This is a genomic window from Hoylesella buccalis ATCC 35310 (assembly GCF_000177075.1).
GTDB classification, from domain to species: Bacteria; Bacteroidota; Bacteroidia; order Bacteroidales; family Bacteroidaceae; genus Prevotella; species Prevotella buccalis.
This window is the reverse complement of record NZ_ADEG01000109.1, coordinates 16,146-41,136: the sequence shown is the minus strand read 5'-3', so window position 1 is coordinate 41,136 and position 24,991 is coordinate 16,146. Positions and strand designations below refer to the sequence as shown.

Genomic DNA, 24,991 nt, shown 5'->3' with positions numbered 1-24,991 from the left:
CATGAAATACGTAGGCATCCAAACGCAGATACGCCGCAACAACATCATGAGTGCGTTGTTGCTGCTGGCGTTTCCTGTTATCATCCTGGCGATGATTTGGGTTTTTCTGGCGCTGCTCAACTACTTAGGCGGAGGCTATTACGACGCGAACGGCGAAATGGTACACACCCTCAACGTCGAGGAGGTGAACGCTTATTTCGTCCAGGCCATTCCTTGGGTGCTCATCGTAGTGGGCATTTGGTTTGTCATCGCCTATTTCTCCAACGTGTCAATGATTCGGCATGCCACCGGTGCCCGTCCGCTCACGCGGCGCGAAAATCCGCGCGTCTACAACATTGTGGAAAACCTTTGTATGACTTGCGGCATGGACATGCCCAAGATTAACGTGGTAGACGATTCGCAGTTGAATGCCTTCGCCAGCGGCATCAACGCCAAAACCTACACCGTGACGCTTACCACAGGCATCATCAACCGCCTCAGCGACGAGGAACTCACCGGCGTGGTGGCTCACGAGCTTACCCATATTCGTAACAAGGACACGCGCCTGCTCGTGGTGAGCATTATCTTCGTGGGCATTGTCGCCACGGTCATGTACATGGTGGTGCGCATGTTGTATTACACGATGTGGATGGGGGGCGGCTCGCGCAGAAGCAATGGCGAGAAGGGCAACGGGCTGTCGTTCCTGGTGATCCTCTTTGTGGGATTGATTTGTTGCGCCATCGCCTACTTCTTCACAATCGTCACCCGCTTCGCTATCTCGCGCAAACGCGAATACATGGCAGATGCCGGTGGGGCAGAGTTGTGTGGCAACCCCATGGCACTGGCCAGCGCCTTGCGCAAGTTGTCGCAAGACCCAGGACTGGATGATGTCAAACAGCAAGACGTGGCCCAGCTCTTCATCGTGCAGCCAGATGCGATGTCATCGGGCCTGATGGGTTTTATGAACTCGCTCTTCTCCACGCATCCCGACACGAAGAAGCGCATCGCCATCCTTGAGCAGTTCTGATGACCATCGGCAGCTGGTTTGTCGCTTCCACGTGACATGCCCATGCGAGAACCTACTCTCAGAGTAGTGGTTGTCGTTAAAAGCTGTACTTCATTTTAACCCACGCCTCACTGTTTTTTCCATACATCTTGAATATTCCTTTATCGGCATGGAAATAGTCGTAGCCAGCGGTGAGCTCGATTTGGTCGTTAAGGGCATAGGAAACCGAGAAACGATTGAAGATGCCACCGTTTGTTACATCAACGTAGGCAAAGGTAGAAAGTTTTAGCGTGTTTTGCAGTAGTTCTTTGGCGAGCCGTGCCGTGGCTATTCCTGCATGGCGATAGATAGGCAGTCTTTCGAGGTTGCCCGATGTGTATTTGTGGCAATATTGCAGACTTGCATTCCAGTCGTTGCCAGGGTACCAATCAATGCCGATGAGGGCATTGAGTGCATTGCGGCATTCCACTTCGCATCCCATTGCAGCATTTTGCGCCTCATTGATGTATTTGGCTACCTCTGCTCGAATGACGAATTGCCCGATGGGTAACGAACAGTCGGCTCCTAACATTGTCATGCGGTGATAGCGTCCATCGATGTGTAGTGACTTTCCGTCGGTTGTCTTTCCCATGCGGAGGGCTGGCAACTTGTTCCATGTGCGCAAGGCACTCACAGAGAAATCCACACCGCTGAGGTTGACGGAGATGCGTCCACCGTATTCCATGTTCTTCAACCGCTTTTCTGGTTTTCCGCTTTCCAAGTCTATGGAATAGGGGAGGGAGGTGTTCGGCAACCGCATTGCCCACGGATTGCGCAGGTCGGTAGGTATCACAGCGAAGTTAGTCACAGGGTTGCACACCGCTTCTGCTGTAATGGCTCCCAAGGTGTATTTGACACGTAAGCCATTCACAGGCATACGTATGTCGTCATAGTCTTGGGCGAGAAATTCGGTGTAGTCGATGGGCGACACACAGTCGGTAAGGCGCAGTGCGTCTGCCACTCCCCATATCACGATTTGCCGTCCCACACGCAGGTCAAGGTTGCCTTTAGTATATGACAGATACGCCTCACGCAGTTCTATGCCTGTGCGTTCTTTCAGTATTCCGTTGTAAATAGCGTTCAGTGAGACAAAGAGAGCTGTCGCACCTTTTTCGAGTTTCACTTCGCCCCTTGCCCGAGTTCTCGACGCCATCCAGTCAGCATTTCCTGTTGTTCGGAGTGCGTGATAGGTGTCAAGAAATCCTTTCACCCGAACTTGTAATGCGTCATCGCTGTCTTTGTCATGCGTCTCCTGAAGAGTCTCTTCGGGTACTGTTTCAAGACTGTCAATAGCTGCTGTTGGCGTTTCTACTTGGGCTGATGCCTGTGCCGAGAACATCGGCACAAGCAAGAGAGTGGATAGTTGTATCAGGTTCATGTCAGAGCCCTTTCTCCAATTTGGAAACGGTGAAGAGGTTGGGTGCCACCTTGATGTTGAATCGCTGGTTGTCCATGCGAATGATGGTCTTGTGTCCCGTCTGCACATTTTCCATTTGCATGAGGTGCATCGTCCAAAATCCCTGTACTTTATCGATGTTGGAGATAGAGAGTCGGCGGTGTAGCTTGTTCAGTTTGTCGTAGTACTCTGCCTTGACAGCCATCAAACAGTCTTGTCTTATCCATGTTACTCGACGTGTATAGATTTCGTCTTTGTCATTGGGAATCGACTGTACCACCCAGCATCGGTGTCCACCTAAGTTTTCTTCTCGCAGGAGCTGGTGCTTTTCCTCGTCCACATTGCGCATACTCATGTCGTTGTAGGTAAAATCGCTACCCATGAAGTAGTCGGTCTTCGACGACTTACCGCTAATACGTCTTGTCTTTTTCATGGCAGGCAGATAGAGCCACTTGTCGTCCACCTTGCGTGGATTGTCGTAGTCCCAGGTGAGAAATCCTGTTCCCTTCACATCTCCGGGATAAGTGAAGAACATAATTTTCTTTGTGTCCTTGCCTACGTCCATAGCCCACGATTCGAGTTTTCTGATGCGTTTGTGTCCACTTCGCTGAATGAGCGTCATCTCTACGTTAGCGTAGCGTGTGTCGCCATCAGGTCGGTTCTTTACTTTCTGCATAATATCCCTACCAGACAGTCCTGCTGCTTGTGCGCTGCCAATTGCCAACAGAGCGATGAGCAGCAATGTAAAATTTCTTGTTTTCATATTTTTTTTGATTTAATTGTTATTTTGAGTGTTGTTGATGTTTACTTTTTCTTGCTTGAAGATGTGGAGATAGTCTATGAGGATAGGAGTGAGGAAGAGGTCAGCCAACAAAGCCGATACCATGCCAGCTACTGCCAGTATGCCCCAGTTGCTCATCTGTGTGGCATCGGAGAAGACGAAGCCCATGAATGTTGCCGAGATAACGACCGTGGACATCACAATGGCAAGTCCTTCGGTGCGGAAGGTGCGGTTGATGGCTTCTGCATAATTGCCGCATCTGTCGTATGCCACATGACTGTGGTTGATGAAATGAATGGTGTCATCGACTGCGATACCCAAGACCATCGGAATGAGCGAGGCGGTCATCATGTCGAGTGGGTAGCCAAGCCAGCCCATCATTCCACCTACGATAATGGCAGGGGCAATGTTGGGTATCATCCCTACGAGTCCTACTTTCCAGTTTCCAAAAATCAGAACGAGGATGATGCCGATCACCAATACCGACAGCATCATCGACCACATCTGTCCTCGCTCCACATACTGCTGCATGACGGTGAACTGCGGAATATTCCCTACCACCGAAACGTGTGCATCGGGGAAGAGACGGCGTGCCTCTGCCTGAAGGTCGTTCATTTCCTTTTCCGCTTCGTTGGAGTTGTAGTCTTTCAGTTCTATTTGTAGCCTTAGCCGTTTATAGTTGTAGTCCATCCAGTATTCCGACTCCGTTCCTCCCGCGTTTTCGTAGAGCAACAGCAACTGTGCCACCATATCGGCATTGTCGGGAATGGTGTAAAATTGCTGCTTGTTTCCGTTGAGCGTGCAATTCATGTCTTTCACGATGTCTGTGATGGAGTTGTGGCGTTTCGTCAGTTTGTAGCCGTCAGCAATTTTTGACAATTGGTCGAGCTTCTGTAGATTTTCTGGTTTCTTGGCATCGTTGTCGTGTGGCAGCGTAATCATCAAATCGTAAGCATACATGGAGCCGAGTTCCGTTTCACAAAGGTTGAGGAATTTGTTGACATAAGGCACTTTTCTCCCCATCGTCTTCTCAATGTCGAACGCTGGCTCGATGAAGAAGAGTCCGATGCCACAGAAAATCGTCAGCACCACCGACAACGCGACAATGCCCCGATGATGGCGTATCACAAAACTTCCGAATTGCTCAAACCGATTACCAATATAGCCCTCAAAACTCTTCGACATGTTGACAGTTGGTTTTTTATCCTTGCCAAACGACAACAGTAAGGGAGTGATGAAAAGGCAGGTAATCAATACGGCGAGCAGACAGATTGATGTGTTGATACCAATTGCCTGCATGGGTACGATGTTCATGGAAAGGAATGTCATCATGGCAGCCACGGTGGTGAGTGCCGAGAGCGATACGCCCCAACCAGTCTCGCCCATTGCGTCGATGATGGATTGCCTGCGCCTACCTGTCTCTACGAAGCGCGTCTTGAAGAAGTTGTACAGGTGGATGTTGTAGGCAATGGAGCAAGCAAAGGTGAGAATGACGGCTATCATCATGGTTGTCATGTCGATGTAGATGCCTGTCCAGCCGATGATGCCAAAGCTGATGAGCAGTCCTAAGACAGAGGTGAGCAATGGCGCTATTACTCCGCGTAGCGAACGAGTTACGATGAGCATTACCACTATAGAGATGATGAATGCGAAGAGGAACAATCGTCCCATTTCGCCCTTGAGATAGACCACCTTCTCATAGCTCAGATAAGGCATTCCCGCAGCAGCGGGCGACAGTTCTGCATATTTCTCCTTGCCTATGATATGTCCTGCTTCCCTGCCAGTAATCATGTCGGGAGCCATGTCGCTTGTCTTCTTCCACACACTATCGGCAGGGAAGGGACGCAGCTTTACCATGATCCATGTCATTGTCCCATCGGTCGATACCATTTTCTTCGCCAGATAGGGTTTGCTGTACGCCTTGCGCTTGATTTCTTTCAGTCCTGCGGCATCCGATGGAATTTGCTCGGGTACAATCTGCTCAATGGTCATACCTTCTTCCGTACCAGAGGCAAACTCAAGATCGGTGAGCGATGTTACCTTGTCGGCATACGACAAACTATCTTTCAGTTCGTTGCTCAGCTCACGAATGAGTGTGAGACTGCGTTTGGAGAAGATGTCCTTATTCTTTACCAGTACTGCCACATAGTAGTCGTTACCAAAGATAGACTTGAACTCGTTGGTCTTGAGCAGTATAGGGTCGTCGCTTAGGAAATAGTCATCGAACGAAGTTCTTATCACGATGCGCTTGGCTCCAACGAGCGAAAAGGCGATGACCACCGCAAACAGCGCACCCACAACAAGCCGATGGCGCAAAATCCAGTTCGCCAGTTGCCTGAAAAGGTTGTTGATTTTTTCGATTTTCATGATTGCTTTCTTTTATTTGGTTTCTGTTTTTATTTTTGATGAGATGTTTGCCGAAGGAGTATCTTGTTGCAGTCTTACCATTTGTGCAAAAGTCCCATTGTGTGCCATTAGTTCATCGGGTACGCCCTGTTCCACGACTGTTCCGCCAGAGAGTACTACGATGTGGTCGGCACCCAATACGGTGCGCATGCGGTGCGCAATGATAATGACGGTCTTGTTGCGTACCAGTTCGGAGATACCAGCCTGAATCTTTGTCTCGTTCTCGGCATCAAGGCTGGCGGTTGCTTCGTCCAAGAGGATGACGGGAGCATCTTTTAAGAGCGCGCGGGCTATGGAGATACGCTGCCGCTCCCCACCCGAAAGGGTTTCTCCATTTTCGCCTATCACCGTGTCGTAGCCTTGTGGCATACGATTGATGAAGTCATCGCACTGTGCCAACCGTGCCACATGCCTTACTTCCTCATCGGTGGCGTCGCGCTTTCCTATGCGTATATTGTCGGCAACAGAGGCATTGAAGAGCATCACGTCTTGAAATACTACGGCGTAGTTTTTGAGCAACGTCTCTGGTTCTATGTCAGAGATGTCGTGTCCGCCCAGTGTTATCTTCCCACGATTGATGTCCCAAAAGCGTGCAGCGAGCTTGGCAGTGGTACTCTTACCACCACCTGAGGGACCAACGAGTGCGGTTATCTCGCCTTGTCGGGCAGTGAATGAAACATTGTGAAGCACCTGCTTATCTGTTTCGTAGGAAAAGCTGACGTTGTGGAACTCAATGTCATAATTTGAAACTTCCACCTCTGTGTTGCCCGTCTGTATGGGCATTGCCTCCATCTCTTTCATTCGCTTGATGCGTACATCGAGAAAAGTAAGAATAGCAAGGTGATTGCATACTTCAAGGATAGGATTATAAACCATTGCCGAAACAAGAAGGAACGCCAAATAGACGAACACCGACACGTCGCCACGCTGAAGCATCCATGCGCCTACAACGATGACGGTAGGCATGCCTAATTTAAGCAGTACAGCGGAGATGTTGACAAACACACCTGTCAAGAGTTCGCCGGCAACAAGTCCTTTTTCCAATGTTTTTAATCGCTGGTCGAACCGCTGGTTATATTCGTCCTCGCCATTGTACGACTTGATTTCCTGCACACACTCCAGTCCTTCCTGTATCTGTTCGCTCACTCCTCGTTTGATGTGGTAGACATGTGTAAAAGCCTTGTCCATTCGATTTCGTGAAATCAATAGCACTACCAAGGCAAAAGGTACTACCCAAAATAGTGCGATGGCTAATCGCCAGTCGTAACAGAACATTCCCGCTGCGATAATGACAATGCTTACCATAGAAGCAAATAGTTGGGGAATGGCGTGCGAGAACGTTGTTTCCAATTGTGTGCAGTCTTCCATAATAGTGGCAGTGAGGTCGGAGAGATTGCGCTCACCAAAGAAGGCGAGAGGCAAGCGGCGCAGTTTCTCGGCTAAGGAGATACGGCGTTGCGCACTCTCATTATATACGGTGGTATAGGTGCTGTCGTATTGCCGACGAATCACGACGAGCATCACGACCATAAGCCCTACTGCCATGAGGAGATAAAACCACAACGTATGAGGGGCATTCCTTGGCATATTATCGAGATACTCCATCAGGAAGAAAAACAAATAAGTGGGTGGCAGCATTAGCACAAGGTTGAGCAGTGTCGAAAAGATGATGCCTTGCCGCAAGTCTTTTGCCCCTTTTTCCGTAAGAGCGAAACGGTTTTGAAAATAGTTAATCATGACTTTATGACTTTATGACTTTTAATAGATGATAGTTTCCATGAAACAGATTGTTGATATTCGTTCCACATACGGTGGTATTGCTTTTCCCTGCTCAATAGTTCCTCGTGCGTACCCTGTTCGACTATCTCGCCGTTGTCCACAACTACGATGCTGTCGGCATCTTGCACAGTGGTAAGTCTATGAGCTATCATTAGCACGGTCTTTCCTTGGGTGAGATGTGCCAGTGCCTTACGGATAAGCTGTTCGTTTTCGGGGTCGGCAAAGGCGGTTGCCTCATCGAGTACGACGATAGGGGCATCTTTCAGAATGGCACGGGCAAGAACAATACGCTGTTGCTCACCTCCCGAAAGATAAGTACCTTCGGCACCGATAACGGTATCCAATCCCTGTGGTAGCCGGTCGATAATCTCGCGACTTTGTGAGAGGTCGATGGCACGGTTGATCTGCTCGGTTGTTGCATCAGGATTGCCGTAACGTAGGTTTTCGATGAGCGAAGTCTTGAACAGACGAGTGTTTTGGAAGACGAACGACACGTTGCGCATCAGTTCGTCCTTGTGCATATCTCTCACGTCTACACCTCCTATGGTAACGCTGCCTTGGCGTACGTCCCAAAAACGGGGTATCAATCTTGCTATCGTGGTTTTTCCGCTGCCTGACGCTCCTACGAGCGCAACCGTCTTGCCTTCGGGAATGGTAAGGTTGATATGACTCACTGCATCTTTCTCCGCTCCCTCATATCGGAACGAAACATCGTTGAAACGAATGTCATACGCTTCTGCCCGTTTTGGCTCGTCATGTTGCGAGAGCGGTGCAATATTAGTGAGCTGCTCCAATCGTTCCACAGCCTCATTTGCCATGAATAGATCCTGACTGAGATACATGGCTTTCATCACGTTGGAAGCGATGAGCGGTGCAATCACCACATAAAGTATCACGTTGGCGATAATTGTGCTTGTATCTCCACCGAGTCCTATCAGGATAATAGCAGTAGGAACGAGGATGAAGGCAAAGGCATTGATAGCCAGTATATAAAATGACATTGGCGTGCGCCATACAAGCGTACACTTGATGACAAGGTCGCGGTAGCTGATAATGCTATCGTAGAAGCGTTTGAACGAGAAGACCGTCTGTTGGAACACCTTGACCACGGGAATACCTCTGACATATTCCACTGCCTCTGCCCCCATCTTCTCCTGCGCATCAAGGTAGAGCCTTTGAAATTGGTTGTTTTTCGGGTTCATCATATATCCCATAATGCCTATCGCACCAATGAGAGGTATCATTGCAGCCGCACCCAACTGCCAATCCACAGCGAATAACAGTACGATAACACCTATCGGAGCAACGATGCAACTTGCCACATCGGGTAGCAGGTGCGCCACAAAGGTATGTGTCTGTCCCGAATCCTCATCTATGATTTTGCGCATACGCCCCGTGTTTTGTTCATCGAGATAGCCCAATGGTGCACGCATCAGTCGTTGCATCGCTTTGCGCCTCATGTTGGTTTCGATACGGAATGCTGCAAGATGAGAGAGCATCAGTGCCAAAAAGTAGAGCAACACGTTTGCCACCGATATGACAAAAGCCCACAGGGCATAGTCTATAAGGGGTGTGTTTGAGAGATTGCCCTTGGCGATTAGTAGTGTGCGCACCACGAGCCACAAAAGTATGAATGGGACAAGCGACAGCAGTCCGTTGACTGCCGACAGTGCTACGGAGCATGGCAGCAAGTATTTGCGCCCTCCCATGTAAGCTCCTAAACGTTTGAGAGTCTTCATCATATATTATCGTCTTTTAATAATTAGTCCTTATGGTTTCATTAATGCTTTCCAACCTGCCATGCTAAAATCCATGTACTGTTCCATGGCAACTTTGATATCCTCGTCGCTGTAATCTTCGTGTTCTACAATCTCGCAGAAAACGGTTATCCATGTAGAGCAATTGATGTGAACCAAGAATGGCGAAATGTTGGCGTTGAGATGTGGATAGCGTTCTTTCATCAGTCGCAGGTATTCCATACCCACTTTCATCTGTCTGTCCACCATCTTGTCTTTATATCCTTGTAGCGACGTACCCTCTGAGTTGAATAGGAGCAGTCGAAGCTCTGGACGAAAATCCTTTATAATGGATAACATGTCTAAGATATAATCTATTTGTCGTTGCCGCATGTTGAACACGTCTATCGACAGGAACTTTTCATCATTGTGCGACAGGATGTGTTTGTTCAACGCCTTGGTGAGAGGCCGCAACACCTCGCAAAACAGTTCGTCCTTGCTGCTAAAGTAATTATATAGGTTTCCTACAGCGACACCTGATTTGCGAGCCACAGTGCGGATGGAGGTGCAGCGTACGCCATGTGCGATAAATTCTGCACGGGCGGTAGCGATGATGCGCTGCCGAATGTCATCTTTCAGAGTTTGCATAATGAGGGTAAAGGGTTAATAGTGAACGTTGTTCAATTTTGTTCATAAAAAAAACGCACTGTTCTTTTCTTGAACAGTGCGCTTCGATAGTGGAGGGGTGTATATCCATATATGCTATATGGTACTTTCGTTTTCTCATACTCTTGTATTTTCTTTGCTGCAAAGGTACGAGGTGTGAGGAATTTTCGCAATACCTAAAAGTGGGTATTTATCTTGCCACTTTCTTTCCACCTATGATATATATACCCTTTGGCAAATGCTGGAGGGCTTTCCAGCCTGTGCCCACCTTCACACCACGAAGGTTGTATATGGGCAGATGGTCTTGATGAGCATTCTTTCCGATGGGGTCGATGCCGCTTGGCAGGAATTTTGCGTTGTAGGAATAAGTTTGTTCTACGAGGGTTCTCATATTGTTTCTGTATTCCCAGGCGATAATGAAATAGCTGGCGCCGTCTTCAATGCTGTTGAATGTGAAAGGCAGAGTAACGGTTGTGTTGCCAGCAATCTCTTGATCAATCTGATAGGTCTCCACAGGATACCCATCGTTGGTCCCCTCCTTTATTTTGTACAAAACCAAATCGATGCCGTTGGCGTACGTTCCAGCTTCATCGTTGGTGACTACTATCGTTCCCGTGAGTGTGGGCGCCTCAATGGTTTCGTCTTTGCCGAGGTTGGGCTTGATTTCAATCTTGGGCAACTCTTGGTTGGCATAATGCCCCACCTCTATGGTACCTTTATACAACTTGCTACCGTCGGGTCGCTTAAGGTAATAGGACAGCGTTCCCTCTTTTTGTGGTTTGATTTTTATTTCAATGCTGTTGGTGGCGTTGGCTGCGATATATGCGCCAACGATGGCTACTATCTTGTTATCGAGGTAGAAGTTCCATTCTTCGTTGCAATCGCCGCCCTTGTTCTCTACTGTCAGTGTGATTGTGAGTGGTACGCCAATCTCTTTGCTTCCTTTCATCTTCACCTCTTTCACCTCTAATCGAGGACGATTGTCGGCAGTGGTTTGCTTGAGTTGCGTGTCGGTAATGGTGATGTCAATTCTTTTCTTGTCTCCGTCTTCGCTCACTTTCCATTCTGTCTCTCCATCTACTTGGTAGATAGCCTTCAGTTGATATGTACCATTGTCAAGGTCTTTCCCAAACGATACTCCACTAAAGGTCGGTCCACTGGCAGTGTATGGGTTGTTAGGGTACTGCTGATTCGTTTCTCTCAGTACCGAAATTAGTTGGTTGTCCTTAAACAATCCAACGCCAATCTTTCCATTGAAGTCTGTGCCACAGCGGTTGGTAAACATCACAGAAAGGTTCATGCCGTTGAAGTCACTCGTCTTATTATTCCTTGTGATGTTAGATGGGTTCAGCTCCAACTGGTATACGGTGAGTACGATTGGTGTCGTTTCTGCTTCTATTGCTGGCTTGATGCCAATGATGGCATCTTGGTTCAAGGCGTAGGCATCGGCGTTGCCTCCTATGCCAGCCTGATTGGGACGTAACACCGACAAGCGGTAGTAGCCATCGGACATGCCACCCCATCCCCAGTTGATGTGAAAGAAGTCGCCCTCCTTGTATCCGTCACATACGAAGGCATGACCGCTTCGGGTCTGTGTTGATGCGCTGTAATACACGGGGCGGTTGTTCTTTAGTTCATTGTATATCAAATTGTTCCACTCTTCGTACGCATAGTCGCTTCGTTGTACTAACTTCATACCTTTAGAGTAGCCGAAGTAATTGGACAATGCCGAGACGCAATTGCCGGAGTTCGTACTCGATGCCTCTGCGGAATAGTCCATCTTTAGCGACTGTCCTACATATCTCATCAGTTTTGCCACCGCCTCTTCACTCTCTTTGTACGGGTTGCTTTGGTAAGAGTGAAGCATCACCTCCCATTCAAACGAGGTGGATTCCAATGCCTCACATTGGATTTGTTTCGTTTTAGTGGTATAAGCCGCAATGGGTTTTGCTAACATGTTTTGTGGCCATTTGTGGTAGAACATGATTTGCGCCATTGCAGTTGCCACGCATCCCGTGACGCTTCTTTCCTTGCCATCCATGGGACAGTTGTTGTTGTAGGGCGCTGATTGATTCCATTGCGTTTCCATGAGTTGTTCAATGGGGGTGCGGTTGTTGCCAGCCCTTGTGGCAAGGTGTGTCGCCGTTGCTCCTCGTTGGTCGAGCAGTTGTAACTCTTTTGCATAATAAGAGAGCAGGTCGCAGAGTCCTTCGGGCAAATTCGCCTTGTCAAAGTTTCCATTCAGCGTGTATCCGAAAATGGGTTCGGTTCTGTCATCTGCAGAGGCAATGACAAATCCTTTTTGACTTCCAATGCTGAAGACGTAATAGTATGGGGTGGCATCCACCGCTTTCAAGGCGTTCTTGCCAGCACGCGTAGGTTGATAACTACTCGGCAGATTTTCTTTCAAGAAGTTTTCCACTAACTTTTGAGCCTTTTGTTTGCTCACAGGTGCGCCAAATGCGCTTAGCCACAATAGGAGGGCAAATAATAGTGTAGAGGTTCTGTTTAGCATCGTTTACTAAATATAGGTTATTGATACAAAACTAAAAAAAATCAAATAATAACCCTAGAAAATTGAAAAAGTATTTATTTTTTTAGGAACAATGCAGTAAAAAAAGTGAGGAATGAGAAGATGTGAGTAACATTGTTTTTATTCGAATGGAAACAATGCTGGTCTGGCAAATTGATAAGAAAGTTGGCGTTTCGTTTTGCAGGGTTGGTGTGGTTCACGCCAGCCGTCTTTGTCATCGTATCTACATGTCATCTTCTTGTTCCCATAGCACCACCTTGCCTTGCTGTAGCGATAGTGGTACGTTGATGATGCGTTGGTTGGAGCTGCCACGGAAGAGCAGGTCAGGATCTTTGAGTTTTTCCACAAACGGACCGTCTACTAACACATCTATCCACTCGAGCAGTTGGCGTTGTTGCGGATTCTTGATGAGCGCTTCGAAGGTAAAGCCCGTGTAGCACCATATTGTTTTGTTGGTGCGTGTCTTTATGGCGTGTGCTAATTCCGCGAATCCTTCGGCTTGAAACATGGGGTCACCTCCCGAGAAGGTGACGTTGGCAAAGGGGTCTGCCTCTATCACACGCATGATGTCCTCCACTTGCATCCATTGTCCGTTGTGGATGTCCCATGTCTGTGGGTTGTGACAACCCGGACAGGCGTTAGGGCATCCTGCACAGTAGACTGTGGTGCGAAAGCCCGGTCCGTCTACCGTGGTGTCTTCGAGAATGGATAGGATGGATAGCATAGTACAGTATAGGGAGCAGCCTCTCCCCAACAGCCTCTCCCCCGACCCCTCCCCAAAAGGGAGGGGAGTAGTTAGACTATTTTCTTGAGAAGGCTGTTTGGAAGATGAGTTGGAAAGTTAATGAGTTACTGAGTTTGTGAGTTACTGAGTCTGTGAGTTTACAACCTCTGTTCAGCCAGCTATTTACTCCCCTCCCCCTCGGGGAGGGGTCGGGGGAGAGGCCACCGTTGGAGAGGCCGCCTCTTTTTTTACTCGTGCGTCACTCTGTCGTTGAGCTCTGCTAACTTGCCAGCGTTCCAGCGATCGGTAGTGCCAACGAGGTAGCCTGTGATGCGTTGCAGACGGTCGATGTGATGACTACCGCACTTAGGACAAGTGTCGAGGTGTGCATCAGCGTTCTCGTATCCGCAGTCCATGCAGCGATTGCGGTTGTGGTTCACGCTGCCGTAGCCCATGTTGTAACGATCCATCATGTCTACCACGTTCATGATGACTTGTGGGTTGTGCGTGGCGTCTCCGTCTATCTCTACGTAGAAGATGTGACCACCACGTGTCAGGTCGTGGTAGGGAGCTTCTACCTCAGCCTTGTGGCGTGCGCTGCACTTGTAGTACACGGGCACATGGTTAGAGTTGGTGTAATAGTCACGGTCGGTGATGCCTGGCAGTGCGCCAAACTCTTTGCGGTCCTTCTTGGTGAACTTTCCAGACAGTCCTTCGGCAGGTGTGGCAAGGATGCTGTAGTTGTGTTGGTACTGTTCGCAGAAGTCTTTGGAGCGGTCGCGCATGTAGGTCACGATTTTGATGCCCAGCTCTTGCGCCTCTTCCGACTCTCCGTGATGCTTTCCTACGAGTGCCACGAGACATTCTGCCAATCCGATGAACCCAATGCCCAAAGTGCCTTGGTTGATGACGCTCTCTATGGTGTCGTTTGGCTCCAGCTGTTCACAGCCACCCCACAGTTTTGACATCAGCAAGGGGAACTGCTTGGCGAAGGCAGTCTTTTGGAATTGGAAACGGTCGTCGAGTTGCTTGGCGGTGATTTCCAGCATGTCATCGAGCTTGGCGAAGAACTTGGCGATGCGTTGCTCTTTGTCTTTGATGTCCATGCACTCAATGGCGAGTCGCACGATGTTGATGGTGGAGAACGACAGGTTGCCCCTGCCCACACTCGTTTTCAAGCCATATCTGTTTTCAAACACACGGGTGCGGCATCCCATGGTTGCCATTTCGTACATATATCGCTTAGGGTCGTCGGCACGCCACAGTTCGTGTTGGTTGAAGGTGGCATCAAGGTTCAGGAAGTTGGGGAAGAATCTCCGTGCTGTCACCTTGCACGCCAGACAGTACAGGTCGTAGTTACGGTCATTGGGCAGATAGCTCACGCCTCGTTTCTTCTTCCAAATCTGTATGGGGAAAATGGCAGTCTCACCGTTGCCCACGCCTTGGTAGGTGCTGTTGAGCAGTTCGCGTATCACGCAACGCCCCTCGGCAGAGGTGTCCGTACCGTAGTTGATGGACGAGAACACTACTTGGTTTCCTCCACGCGAGTGGATGGTATTCATGTTGTGGATGAAGGCTTCCATCGACTGGTGTACGCGCGCCACGGTGCGGTTGATGGCATGTTGCTTGATGCGTGCATCGCCTTTCAGTCCGTTGAGTGGGCGGTCGATGTAGTCGTCTATCTCGGTTTGGTACAGGTGTTCGAAGTTGTCACCATAGAGATTTTCCAGATTTTTCACCTCTTCAATATATGAGGAGCGCACGAAGGGTGCGAGATAGAAGTCGAAGGCAGGGATGGCTTGGCCGCCGTGCATCTCGTTTTGTGCGCACTCCAAGGAGATGCACGCCAGCACGGCGGCTGTCTCGATGCGCTTGGCGGGTCGGGAAGAGCCGTGCCCAGCGGTGAACCCATGTTGCAGGATGTGATCTAATGGGTGTTGGCAGCAGGTGAGCGACTTGGTGGGGTAGTAGTCTTTGTCGTGTACGTGCAGCAGATTGTGTGCCACCGCCTCACGACTTTGCTCTGACAGCAGATAGTCGTCTACGAAGGGTTTGGTGGTTTCCGAGGCGAACTTCATCATCATGCCTGCTGGCGTGTCAGCGTTCATGTTGGCGTTCTCGCGTGTCACATCGTTGTTTTTGATGTTCACGATGTCCAAGAACACGTCGCGTGTCTTTGCCTTGCGTGCTATGCTGCGCTGGTTGCGATAGGCGATGTACTTCTGTGCCACGTCTTTGCGGGCACTCTTCATGAGTTCCATTTCTACAGCGTCTTGGATGTCCTCTACCGACATTTGCGGTTTTCCGTGAACCGAGATGTGGTCGGTGATTTGCTGTATGAGTCGTTCGTCTTCACCTTTTTCGGTGTGTAGCATGGCTTTTCGGATGGCAGCCATGATTTTTTGGTCGTTGAAGCCTACTATGCGTCCGTCGCGCTTCACTATGGTTTGAATCATGTGTTTTTAGTTTACGAGTTTACAAGTTTACGAGTTGATGAGTTTTTTAGTTGACAAGTTTACAAGTTGACGAGTTGACAAGTTTTTCTAGGATTTCTAGTTTTCCTAGGTTTTCTAGTTTCCTAGGTTTTCTAGGGTTCCTATTTTTTTTAGAATCACTAGCTTTCTAGGATGCCCCTAGAAGAAAACATTGTGCTTGCTTACTATCTTTTTTTTATTGCTTTGCAAAGATAGTAAATATTTCAATGAAAAATCATTTTGGAAAACTTTTATCAAGTTAATAAAAGTTAATCGCTTTAAATACAATAAGTTACAAAAAGTTTTGGAAAACTTTATCTATGAATTTATGAAAGAAATTATATTTTTAGATAATTAACTTGAATAAAAATAGCTAATGGGTTATCAGTTTTTGTAAAGAATAGTTGGCAAACAAACAAGCTGGCAAACAAACACGCTAATAAACAAACAAGCTGACGAGCTGATGGTTTATCTCGTGAGCCTCTCAGCCCATGAACCATCAACTCGTTAACTTGTAAACTTGTAAACTCGTCAACTCGTCAACTTGTAATCTATCTCACCACCAGCTTGTCGAACAGTAGGCGCTTGCTGTCGTCTACTATTCGAAGGGCACGCAACATGATGTAACGGGCATGGGTGGGGGTGAGGTATACATCCTGTCGGATTGGGTTGTTGCGGATATTTGAGAATTCGCCCGTGGTGAGGGTTCGCAACTGTGAAGGGTCGGCACCAACGAGAATCTCGTAATGGGTTGCGATGCCCTTTTGCGCCGGCTGATAATGTAGTGCGCTCACGGTGCGGCTCTGTCCTAAATCCATCAGCACCTCATTCTCTGCCGTGCCGGACACCTGGGTAAACGCATAACCTTTCAAATCGGCTTCCTTCAACTCGAAACTTTCTTGGGCGTTGGGAGCGTGGTAAGCGCCTATCTCACTGATGCAGAGGCATCCCCGCGCATCGTTAAAGCGGATGCGCAGCTGCCGAGTGGTGATAGGCTTGAATCGCAGCAGTCGTTTGTAGCCAATGGTGGTAGTCTCTTCGTTGAGCCGGATGGGTAGCCACTGCTTGCCCGAGCGGTACTCCACGGTGAAGCTCTTCACGCGCTGTCCCAGCGGAATGTACTCTTGCAGCAGCAGGCGGTTGAGCCTTGTGGCACGGCGGAAGCGGATGCTGAGCGTGGCACTGCGCACACTGTCATGGGTGGCCCAATAGGTGTCAAAGCGGTTGTCGGTGAGGGCCTTCACGCCAAACCGTCTTCCTCGCTCTTCAGACGCTTTGATGCGAGCGCCCCGCAGGAGGTTGTCCGCCAGTTCGTTCGTCACCCGTTGATGCATGGCGATGATGCGGGCCGAGTCGGTGGGATGAATGCGCCCCTCCTTATTGACAGGGAAGTTGATGAGTAAGTTGGCGTTGTGTCCCACACTGCGATAATAAAGGTCGGTGAGATGGTCTACCGATTTCACCTTGTTGTCCTCGCGCTCATGGTAAAACCAGCCCGGTCGGATGGACACGTCGCACTCTGCCGGCACCCATTGGTTGCCATCGGCATGTCCCTGTTGCAGTTCGTAATATTTCTCATAACCAGGGAAGACCTCGCCCTGGCGCAAGAACGACCAGTTGGTGGCATGCGCATATCCCCGCTCGTTGCCCACCCACCGACAGCCCGGTCCGCCATCTGAGAACACGATGCACTGCGGTTGCAGTTCGTCAATCAGCTTGTAGGCGCGATCGTATTGGTAGTAGGTGCGGCGGTCAATGGTCCGCGTGTCCTTGGCACCGCCATACCATCCGTCGCCACCGTTGGCTCCATCGAACCAAATCTCGAAGATGTCGCCGTAGCGTGTGAACAGCTCACGCAGCTGGTGGTAGAAGTAGTCTACATAAAACGGTGTGCCGTAGAAAGCCTGATGCCTGTCCCAGGGTGAGAGGTACACGCCAAACTTCAGTCCGTACTTCTTGCATGCCGCAGCCAGCTCGCCCACCACGTCGCCCTTTCCGTCCTTGTAAGGCGTGTTGCGTATGCTGTAGTCGGTGTAGTTGGTGGGCCACAGACAGAAGCCGTCGTGATGCTTGGCGGTGATGATTACACCCTTCAGACCTGCCTTGACAAAGGTTTGCGCCCATTGTTCGCAATCGAGCCTGGTGGGGTTGAAGGTTTCCAATTTGCAGTCGCCGTATCCCCATTCGCGGTCGTTGAAGGTGTTCAGGCCAAAATGGACGAAGGCGTATGTCTCCATCTGTTGCCACCTCACCTGATGCTCGGTGGGGATGGGCATCACCGGTGCGGGTGCCTGGTCGTTGTCCTTGGCATGTATTGTCAAACTGCCGGCCAGCGTTATGGCCAGTAGGAGCATCCTTGTGTTCATAAAGATTATTTTAATATTACGTTGTTTTGTCCATCCGTTCCGCTTCGCGTGTTTGATGTGTTAGTATTTCTCTATCTCTGTGAGCTGTCCGGTTTCCGAATCAATGATGAAGCCGCGTACTATGACGCTGCGCGGTATCAAGGGATGTCGCCTGATGGCTGTCACCGTGAGGCGCACGTCTTCCTCGATGTCTGGAAAGCCACCGAGGTATCTCTCCAGATCGGTGTACTTGGATGCCTCGGCCAGCGCCTCCTCTTTGATGCCGCGCTGCCGCATCAGCTCGATGAAATGGTTGGCGTGCATGTTGCACAGGCCACAGTTGGTGTGGTGAATCACCATCACCTCTTCGCAGCCGAGCTCGTAGATGGCCACCAGCAGTGAGCGCATCACCGTGTCGTAGGGAGATAGCATTGTGCCGCCGGCCACCTTGATGAACTTGGCGTCGCCGTTTTTCAGTCCCATCGCCTTTGGCAGCAATTCGGTCAGGCGCGTGTCCATGCAGCTCAGTACGGCCAGCTTGCGGTCGGGTTGCCCCGTTGTGATGTACTTCTCGTATTCTTTTTTGGCTACGAATTGTTTGTTGAAGGTCAGAATGTCGTCAATCATATAGGTGTTTCTGATGTTTGTTAGGGTTTCAAAGAATTTGTGTTCATAGGCACGTTCGCCTCCTTCACGCTTGTCTGTTCGCAGACGCTTGTGGGGCATCGCTGTGCGTTTCGTTGCTCTTGACCATCATGCTCACGAACGATTGCTCGGCCATGTACGATGAGCGCACCAGCGGACCGCTCTCAACATGGTCGAAGCCCAATTCCAATGCCTGTTGTTTGTACAGGGCGAAAGTGTCGGGATGAACGTACTCCACCACGTCAAGCTGGGCGGATGAGGGTTGCAGGTACTGTCCGATGGTCAGCATGCGACAGCCCGCCTCACGAGCTTCGCGCAGCAACTGCGTCACCTCGTCGGGCTGTTCGCCCAGTCCCACCATGATGCCTGTCTTGGCGATGAATCCGGCCGCGGCAATCTCTTGCAGCACTGCCATACTGTTGCGATAGGTAGCCCGGCTGCGGACGGATGGTGTAAGTCGCTCAACCGTTTCCAGGTTATGTCCCACGATGTCTGGTTTGGCGTCCAGCACGGTTTGAAGCTCTTGGCCCCGGTAGTCGGGAATGAGTATTTCGATGATGGTGTTGGGACACAGGCGGCGCACCTCCCGGATGGTTTCCGCCCAATGAGCCGCCCCCTTGTCGGGCAGGTCGTCACGGTCGACCGAGGTAATCACGGCATGTTTCAGTCCCATCGCCTTCACCGATCGGGCAATCTTTATCGGTTCCGTGCCATCGGGTGGCAGTGGATGCCCCGTCATCGTGGCGCAGAAGCGGCAGGCACGCGTGCAGCGGTCACCTAAAATCATGAAGGTGGCCGTGCCGTGTTTCCAGCAGTGTCCCCTGTTAGGGCATTTGCCACTGCTGCAAATGGTGTGCAGTCCGTTTTGTGCGATGGTGTCTTCCACCATGCCGTATTTCTCTCCACCCTCTATCTGGGTGTACAGCCAGCGAGGCTTCCTTAATATAGGTTTTCGTTGTGTTTTGTCCATGTGATGTCTTTGTTCAGCAGGTTTATCCCGCCATATTGCTGTATGCAAAGATAAATATTTTTTGCAAATAAAAGCAAGAAAAACCATCTGGCTTCTGCGTTGAGGAAAAATAAACAAAAGGAGCGAAGAAGAGATGTTGCTCTCCTTCACTCCCTATCTAATCTTATCTTATTCTTCCTTTAGCCTATTGGCCTTTCTGTTACCAGCCTGGGTTCTGAACGAGTGTTGGGCAAACGTTCAGCTCGGTGTTCTGGATTGGGAATAGATAGTGCTTCGGTGTCTCGAATGTACGCTCTTCCTTGCAGAAGCGTTCCATGCGATAGTGTTTGCCATTGATCTCTATCTTACCGGCTGGATCTTCTACGGGGCGCATGCCGTTAATCATGCGTTGGCACTTAGGATAAGCACCCTTGTGCTGCTTCCAATAGTTGATAGAGCGCTGTGTGTTGTCGGCTCCTAATGACAAGAAAATCTTCTCTTTTGCCAATTCTTCCTTAGAAGATGGTTCGAGGTACAGACGGCACTCGAATGGACGTTTGTTCTCGTAGAAGAACTCTACGCGGCGCTCGCGTTTGATGTATTCGCGCATCAGCTTCTTGTTGGTCATGGTTGCCGGTGGCATCGGACTCATGAACGAGCGGGCACGTACCTTATTAATCATGTCGTAGATTTCTTGGTTAGGTCCGCTGGTCTCGTTTACAGCCTCTGCGTAGATGTAGATAAATTCGGGCAAGCGCCAGATGGCTGGTGAGTGGATGTCGAATCCACCGCTCTTGTTGTATCCGTCTTTCATGAACTTGCGCAGGTAGTAACCCGTTGTGGTTGCGTTGTTGGCATTGATCTGGTCAGATCCCTCGGCGGTGTTCATGGGGCGTGCGTGGTTACCGTTGTCACGATAAGGAGCACCATGGTAGATGATGTCACGGTAGAAGCGTGGGTCGCGCTTTACATATGGGTTGGCATCGTCGTATCCTGCGTTGCGTGCCTCCTGGCTGTATACGGGATATCCGTAGCCATCGGGTGCCATGTATTCATACTCGTCTACCTGCTCTTGCACGGGCTGCTGGCGTGAGCCACCACCACGGCTTGGAGCGTACTGGTCGCCTTGCCACCAGTTGTTCTTGTCGCGTGTTACGAAGAACACGCCTTCGGTCTGCATGCCATCCAGGTCGTAGAACATATCCCACAGGCGGTGGTAGAGCAGTGACCCATTGAGGTTGCGGTTGCCGTCGTCCTGAAAGTCGTGTGCGTCGTACTTGGTATAGAGGCTGTAGCGTGGAGCACCGTTTACTCTAAAGTCGATTACCTTCTTGGCTGCATCTTTGGCAGCAGTCCAGCGTTCGGCCTTGTAAGTATATTCGCTTTCAAATACGCGGTTGCCCTCGTACCCATGTTCCTTGGCGCCGTTGTACAGTGGTGTGGCGGCCATCCATCGCGCAATGGCAATGAGGCCGAGACAGGCACCTTTGTCTACGCGTCCAAAGTGTTCGTCGCTGCGGTTATACATTTCTGCCACCTTAGCGTATGCTGCTTCGGCGTCGGCCACAATCTTGTCAACCACGGCGTGCACGCTTTCCTGCTTGAATTCCATCTTGTCGTTTGTGGGGATGCTGTGGTCGATATAAGGTATTTCTCCGTAGAGTGTCATCAGTCTCAGGTGCATGTATCCGCGAAGGAAGTAAAGCTCACCGATGCGCTTATCCAGGTCGCCCGGGCTAAGCGGGTTGTCAGGTGTCTTGTACTTCTCGATGCCTTCCAGTGTCAGGTTGATGTGGCGAATGGCCGCAAACATGCTGTTCCAGAACTGGCGGTTGTTGCCTGGGAAGTTGGCGTTAGGGTTCCAGTCGCCTTGGTTGTATCGGTTACCGATGTTGCCTTCCACATTGGATGCCTCGCACTCGTCTGTGATGACTGAAGAAGAGAAGTGCTCGAGCCATACCAACGGACGCATGGCGTACCGGGCGTTCCAGTAGGCGGTGGCTACGTTCTTGTTAACTTCCTCGTATCGGGTGTAGACGTCTGCTTCAGACTTCTTGTCGTCTTCTTCCTTATCAAGGAAACTTTCGCTACATCCGACCAATGTCAGGAATATTCCTAACATGAATAATGAACTATATAGCTTTTTCATAATTGTATTTCAATAATAGATTAGAATGTTATATTAACACCAAAGTTGAAGGTCTTCTGGATAGGATACCAGGTACCGTTGCTGCTGGTTTCGGGGTCTACGTCAACATCGTCGAGCTTATCCCACGTGAAGAGGTTCTGGCCTTGGATGTAGAAGCGTACCTGCTGCAGGTTGGCAATCTTGATGATGCTGTGAGGCAGCGAGTAGCCTATCTCCAGGTTCTTCAGACGCATATAGCTGGCGTCATAGAGGAAGAGACTGTTGCGAGAGTTTTTGTTATTGTTGTGTGTACCCAGGTGCAGTGCAGGATATTTGGCTGTGGCTGCGGTTTCTGGTGTCCATCTGTTCATGTGCAGCGGTTTTACCTTACCCAGTTTGTCGTTGTCGAAGTTAGGGAAGTCGTACACAGCTGCGCCATTCAACAGAACAGAAGAGTTGGCTGCACCCTGGAACAACACGCTGAAGTCGAATCCCTTGTATGTGATGCCTACGGGGATACCAAACATAATCTCGGGGCTGCGTGGATAACCTTGAGCAGCGCGGTCTTTGTCGTCTATCACCTTGTCGTTGTTCATATCCTTGTATACCACATCACCAGGTATCAGCTTGCCAAACGAACCCTGGATGCCAGAGGCGTTGAGGGCATCGGCTTCAGCCTGGTCAGCAACGAAGTGGTCGAACACATAAGTAAAGTTGCTGTACATGGGTTTGCCGGTGGCCTGGCGCCAAGTGTTGTCGCCCCAGTTGATTTCGTTGGTGAACTCAATCTTGTTGCGGGCAAAGGTAAAGTTGGGCTTGATGTAATATCTGAAGTCGCGTCCAATCTTGTCTTGCCATGTCAGTTCGAAGTCGATACCTTGATTCTTAATTTTACTAGAATTAATCCATGGAGCCGACGCACCTACGATGGCTGGGAAGTTGAGTCGCTGGATATCGGCACCTGCGCCGGTGTTGAGGCTGGTGAGGATGTCGTAGCGCTTCTCGATGAAGAAGTCGAAGCTGAAGTTGAGTCGCTGTTGCAGCATGGTGATATCGAAACCAAGGTTCAGTTTTTTGGCCTTTTCCCATGTCAGGGCAGTGCTGGCAAGGCGGGCCTCTCGGTTACCACCGATTCCGGTGTTGAGGTTAGGACCAAAGTTGTAACCGTTGGCACCACCATAGTAAGCCAGGTATGCAAAGCGGTCGCTAGGCAACATGTCGCTACCTACCAATCCGTAAGATGCTCTCAGTTTCAAATAGTCGAGCCACGACTGAGTGCTCTCCATGAACTTTTCGTTGCTGATCACCCATCCCAGTGAGCCTGAGGGGAAGAATCCGTAACGCTTGCCACGGGCGAAGTTCTCTGATCCGTTGTAACCAAAGTTGAACTCAGCCAGATACTTTCTTTGATAATAGTAAGAAGCGTGACCGGTCATACCCTGATAGCGGTAGTAAGGATCGTTGTTGTAGTTGCGCTCGCTGCGGTTGGCCAGGAACATGGCACTCACCTCATGATCTTGGTTGAAGGTGCGGTTGTACTCCAGCTTGAACTGTGCGTAGTAGCGCGAGTCTTGCGGGTTATTGTTCACACCGTTGTTACGGTTCTGGTCAATCTCGTATTTGTTACCGCCGCCGTATGCGCCCTTATAAGGAACGGTAGGGTCGTTGTACACGTCAACGCCATCAAGTGGTTCGAAAGTAGCGTAGCCTGGCAGTCGCTTGTAGCCTTCAAGGTAGTAAGGGATGTCACGAATAATCCAGCGGTTTCCGTGGAAGTCGTAAGAGAACATGCCTTCAACCTTCAGTCCCTTGGTGATGAAGTCGAGGTTGTGACCCAAGGTGAGCGCGCCCTCAAAGTAAGTGTTCTTCTCGTTCTGGTAACCTGTACGGCTCAATTCTCCCAGGATGTTGTAGCGATAGAGCTGTGTACCAAAGAGCACGCCGTTAGGGTTCTGCGCAAAGATGTTCTTATTAGCCTTGTTGCCGTTGTCATCGAGTGTGATGGGCAGGTAAGGAGGCTGCGTGTTGGCCAGCGTAACGATGGTGGCAGCCGATGTACCAGGACTGGTACGGTCGGTGATACGGCCACCCAAGTCGAACTTGGCCCAGAAGTTCTTGGTGATGTTGATATCAATGTTCGACCGGATGTTGTATCGGTTGAATCGGCTCTCGGCACCGTTGGTAGCTTCTGAGTTGTACTTGAGGTTAGTACCCTGGTTAAAGTAGTTGGCCATTACGAAGTACTTCACGCGGTCGTTACCACCACGGATAGACAGCGTATAGTCTTGTTGAGGAGCCGTCTTGAAAGCATAATCAAAGTAATCCCAGTTGTATCCTTGCCCTGTGCGGTGGGCATCAATGGCTTCTTTCTTGAAGAGGTTGAGCTTTGATATTTCCTCGGCAGATTGTCCGTTCATGTGGGCATCGTTAATCATGGCTTCGTTGTACAGCGTCATATAGTCGGCCGAACCTAAATATGTAGGGAACTTTACCGCCTTGTTGAATCCGTATGATGCCTTGAAGTTTACGCTGGCTTTGTCGCTCGACTGTCCGCGCTTGGTGGTAATTACCACCACGCCGTTGGCACCGCGTATACCATACTGTGCCGTTGCCGACGCATCTTTCAGGATGGTGAAGGTTTCTATTTCGTCGGCAGCCAGATAGGTCATGTCACGTTCTACACCGTCGATGATCACGATAGGGTTCTGCGCATTGAAGGTAGCCTTACCGCGAATAAACACCTCGGCTCTGTCAACACCAGGCTCACCACCCATGTATTGGTTGGCAATCAAACCCGGCAAGCGTCCGGCCAGGGCGTTGTTCAGGTTGGCCGTAGGGCTTTGTGTAAGGTCTTTCGTGGTGATGGTGGCTACAGCACCAGTCATGGTTTCCTTTCGCTGTTTCATGTAACCCACAGCCACAACCTCTTCCAAGGCTTTGGCATCTTCAATCAGCTCAACCACGAGTTCTTTACGTCCTGCGAGTTTCACATCCTGAGGCTGATAGCCTATGTACGAAACCACAATCGTGGCCTCTGCATACGGTACGTTGATGGTAAAGTTGCCGTTGATGTCAGTAACAGCCCCCGTTGTCAGGCCCTTCACGGTAACCGATGCACCGATGAGTCCTTCCTTGGTTTGTTTGTCTACCACCTTACCTTTTACCACAATCTGTCGTTGCTGCTCGGCCTGCACGGGCATAGTGCCTTTCGCTGCCAGCGCACACAATGGAGTGGCCAAGGTAAGAATCGCTGCGGCTGCGAGCCGGATTTCTCCGTTTCGCAATCTAATTCTAAATTTGTTTTCCATAAAATGTTATTAATTGTAATTACTGATAAGATTCACGAATGAATTAGCCTTTGTTCAATGAAAATAAATCGTAGATATACTGCTGTCGTCTTGAAAT

The 24,991-nt window shown here is 49.9% G+C and carries 15 protein-coding genes; 1 reads left to right on the top strand and 14 read right to left on the bottom strand.

Annotation, left to right across the window (positions count from 1 at the left end; genetic code table 11):
• The first annotated feature begins 1 nt into the window (after nucleotide 1).
• Nucleotides 2–1,006: a M48 family metallopeptidase gene (locus HMPREF0650_RS11635; protein ID WP_004351022.1), complete on the top strand. Its 1,005-nt coding sequence runs from the start codon at nucleotides 2–4 to the stop codon at nucleotides 1,004–1,006.
• Nucleotides 1,007–1,082: 76 nt separating this feature from the next.
• On the opposite strand, the gene HMPREF0650_RS11630 is transcribed toward HMPREF0650_RS11635, so the two are convergent.
• From HMPREF0650_RS11630 to HMPREF0650_RS11560, 14 genes are all read right to left on the bottom strand, one after another.
• Nucleotides 1,083–2,402: a DUF1302 family protein gene (locus HMPREF0650_RS11630; protein ID WP_004351021.1), complete on the bottom strand. Its 1,320-nt coding sequence runs from the start codon at nucleotides 2,400–2,402 to the stop codon at nucleotides 1,083–1,085.
• Nucleotide 2,403: 1 nt separating this feature from the next.
• The gene (locus HMPREF0650_RS11625; protein ID WP_004351020.1) at nucleotides 2,404–3,183 is read right to left on the bottom strand and encodes an outer membrane lipoprotein-sorting protein; all 780 of its coding nucleotides are present in this window, start codon (nucleotides 3,181–3,183) and stop codon (nucleotides 2,404–2,406) included.
• A gap of 12 nt (nucleotides 3,184–3,195) precedes the next feature.
• Nucleotides 3,196–5,568, bottom strand: a complete 2,373-nt coding sequence (locus tag HMPREF0650_RS11620) for an efflux RND transporter permease subunit (RefSeq protein WP_004351019.1) — start codon at nucleotides 5,566–5,568, stop codon at nucleotides 3,196–3,198.
• A gap of 12 nt (nucleotides 5,569–5,580) precedes the next feature.
• Nucleotides 5,581–7,344 carry an ABC transporter ATP-binding protein gene (locus HMPREF0650_RS11615; RefSeq protein ID WP_004351018.1) on the bottom strand — a complete coding sequence of 588 codons (1,764 nt, stop codon included), beginning with the start codon at nucleotides 7,342–7,344 and terminating at the stop codon, nucleotides 5,581–5,583.
• Nucleotides 7,341–9,128: an ABC transporter ATP-binding protein gene (locus tag HMPREF0650_RS11610; RefSeq protein WP_004351017.1), complete on the bottom strand. Its 1,788-nt coding sequence runs from the start codon at nucleotides 9,126–9,128 to the stop codon at nucleotides 7,341–7,343. The genes HMPREF0650_RS11615 and HMPREF0650_RS11610 overlap by 4 nt, the downstream gene beginning before the upstream one ends.
• Nucleotides 9,129–9,155: 27 nt before the next feature.
• Entirely contained in the window at nucleotides 9,156–9,770 is a 615-nt protein-coding gene (locus HMPREF0650_RS11605; protein WP_004351016.1) for a TetR/AcrR family transcriptional regulator, read from the bottom strand.
• Between the two features lie 208 nt (nucleotides 9,771–9,978).
• A complete protein-coding gene (locus HMPREF0650_RS11600; RefSeq protein ID WP_004351014.1) occupies nucleotides 9,979–12,303 on the bottom strand; it encodes a C10 family peptidase in 2,325 nt (774 codons plus the stop codon).
• 241 nt (nucleotides 12,304–12,544) lie between these two features.
• Nucleotides 12,545–13,045, bottom strand: a complete 501-nt coding sequence (nrdG, locus tag HMPREF0650_RS11595) for an anaerobic ribonucleoside-triphosphate reductase activating protein (protein ID WP_004351012.1) — start codon at nucleotides 13,043–13,045, stop codon at nucleotides 12,545–12,547.
• A gap of 248 nt (nucleotides 13,046–13,293) precedes the next feature.
• On the bottom strand, nucleotides 13,294–15,501 hold the full coding sequence (locus HMPREF0650_RS11590; protein WP_004351011.1) for an anaerobic ribonucleoside triphosphate reductase: 2,208 nt from the start codon (nucleotides 15,499–15,501) through the stop codon (nucleotides 13,294–13,296).
• A gap of 569 nt (nucleotides 15,502–16,070) precedes the next feature.
• Nucleotides 16,071–17,885: an alpha-L-fucosidase gene (locus tag HMPREF0650_RS11580; RefSeq protein ID WP_004351008.1), complete on the bottom strand. Its 1,815-nt coding sequence runs from the start codon at nucleotides 17,883–17,885 to the stop codon at nucleotides 16,071–16,073.
• A gap of 60 nt (nucleotides 17,886–17,945) precedes the next feature.
• Nucleotides 17,946–18,491 carry a beta-class carbonic anhydrase gene (locus HMPREF0650_RS11575; protein ID WP_040563343.1) on the bottom strand — a complete coding sequence of 182 codons (546 nt, stop codon included), beginning with the start codon at nucleotides 18,489–18,491 and terminating at the stop codon, nucleotides 17,946–17,948.
• Nucleotides 18,492–18,555: 64 nt separating this feature from the next.
• Nucleotides 18,556–19,479, bottom strand: a complete 924-nt coding sequence (gene lipA, locus HMPREF0650_RS11570; protein WP_004351006.1) for a lipoyl synthase — start codon at nucleotides 19,477–19,479, stop codon at nucleotides 18,556–18,558.
• Nucleotides 19,480–19,678: 199 nt separating this feature from the next.
• Nucleotides 19,679–21,607, bottom strand: coding sequence for a RagB/SusD family nutrient uptake outer membrane protein (locus tag HMPREF0650_RS11565; protein ID WP_004351005.1), 1,929 nt, complete (start codon nucleotides 21,605–21,607; stop codon nucleotides 19,679–19,681).
• A 20-nt stretch (nucleotides 21,608–21,627) separates the two neighbouring features.
• The gene (locus tag HMPREF0650_RS11560) at nucleotides 21,628–24,894 is read right to left on the bottom strand and encodes a SusC/RagA family TonB-linked outer membrane protein (protein ID WP_004351004.1); all 3,267 of its coding nucleotides are present in this window, start codon (nucleotides 24,892–24,894) and stop codon (nucleotides 21,628–21,630) included.
• Between the last annotated feature and the right edge of the window lie 97 nt (nucleotides 24,895–24,991).

Bases quoted from the DNA above. Each gene is read 5' to 3' on its own strand.
- HMPREF0650_RS11635 (WP_004351022.1), top strand. From the start codon at position 2: ATGAAATACGTAGGCATCCAAACGCAGATACGCCGCAACAACATCATG.
- HMPREF0650_RS11630 (WP_004351021.1), bottom strand. From the start codon at position 2,402: ATGAACCTGATACAACTATCCACTCTCTTGCTTGTGCCGATGTTCTCG.
- HMPREF0650_RS11625 (WP_004351020.1), bottom strand. From the start codon at position 3,183: ATGAAAACAAGAAATTTTACATTGCTGCTCATCGCTCTGTTGGCAATT.
- HMPREF0650_RS11620 (WP_004351019.1), bottom strand. From the start codon at position 5,568: ATGAAAATCGAAAAAATCAACAACCTTTTCAGGCAACTGGCGAACTGG.
- HMPREF0650_RS11615 (WP_004351018.1), bottom strand. From the start codon at position 7,344: ATGATTAACTATTTTCAAAACCGTTTCGCTCTTACGGAAAAAGGGGCA.
- HMPREF0650_RS11610 (WP_004351017.1), bottom strand. From the start codon at position 9,128: ATGATGAAGACTCTCAAACGTTTAGGAGCTTACATGGGAGGGCGCAAA.
- HMPREF0650_RS11605 (WP_004351016.1), bottom strand. From the start codon at position 9,770: ATGCAAACTCTGAAAGATGACATTCGGCAGCGCATCATCGCTACCGCC.
- HMPREF0650_RS11600 (WP_004351014.1), bottom strand. From the start codon at position 12,303: ATGCTAAACAGAACCTCTACACTATTATTTGCCCTCCTATTGTGGCTA.
- nrdG (WP_004351012.1), bottom strand. From the start codon at position 13,045: ATGCTATCCATCCTATCCATTCTCGAAGACACCACGGTAGACGGACCG.
- HMPREF0650_RS11590 (WP_004351011.1), bottom strand. From the start codon at position 15,501: ATGATTCAAACCATAGTGAAGCGCGACGGACGCATAGTAGGCTTCAAC.
- HMPREF0650_RS11580 (WP_004351008.1), bottom strand. From the start codon at position 17,885: ATGAACACAAGGATGCTCCTACTGGCCATAACGCTGGCCGGCAGTTTG.
- HMPREF0650_RS11575 (WP_040563343.1), bottom strand. From the start codon at position 18,491: ATGATTGACGACATTCTGACCTTCAACAAACAATTCGTAGCCAAAAAA.
- lipA (WP_004351006.1), bottom strand. From the start codon at position 19,479: ATGGACAAAACACAACGAAAACCTATATTAAGGAAGCCTCGCTGGCTG.
- HMPREF0650_RS11565 (WP_004351005.1), bottom strand. From the start codon at position 21,607: ATGAAAAAGCTATATAGTTCATTATTCATGTTAGGAATATTCCTGACA.
- HMPREF0650_RS11560 (WP_004351004.1), bottom strand. From the start codon at position 24,894: ATGGAAAACAAATTTAGAATTAGATTGCGAAACGGAGAAATCCGGCTC.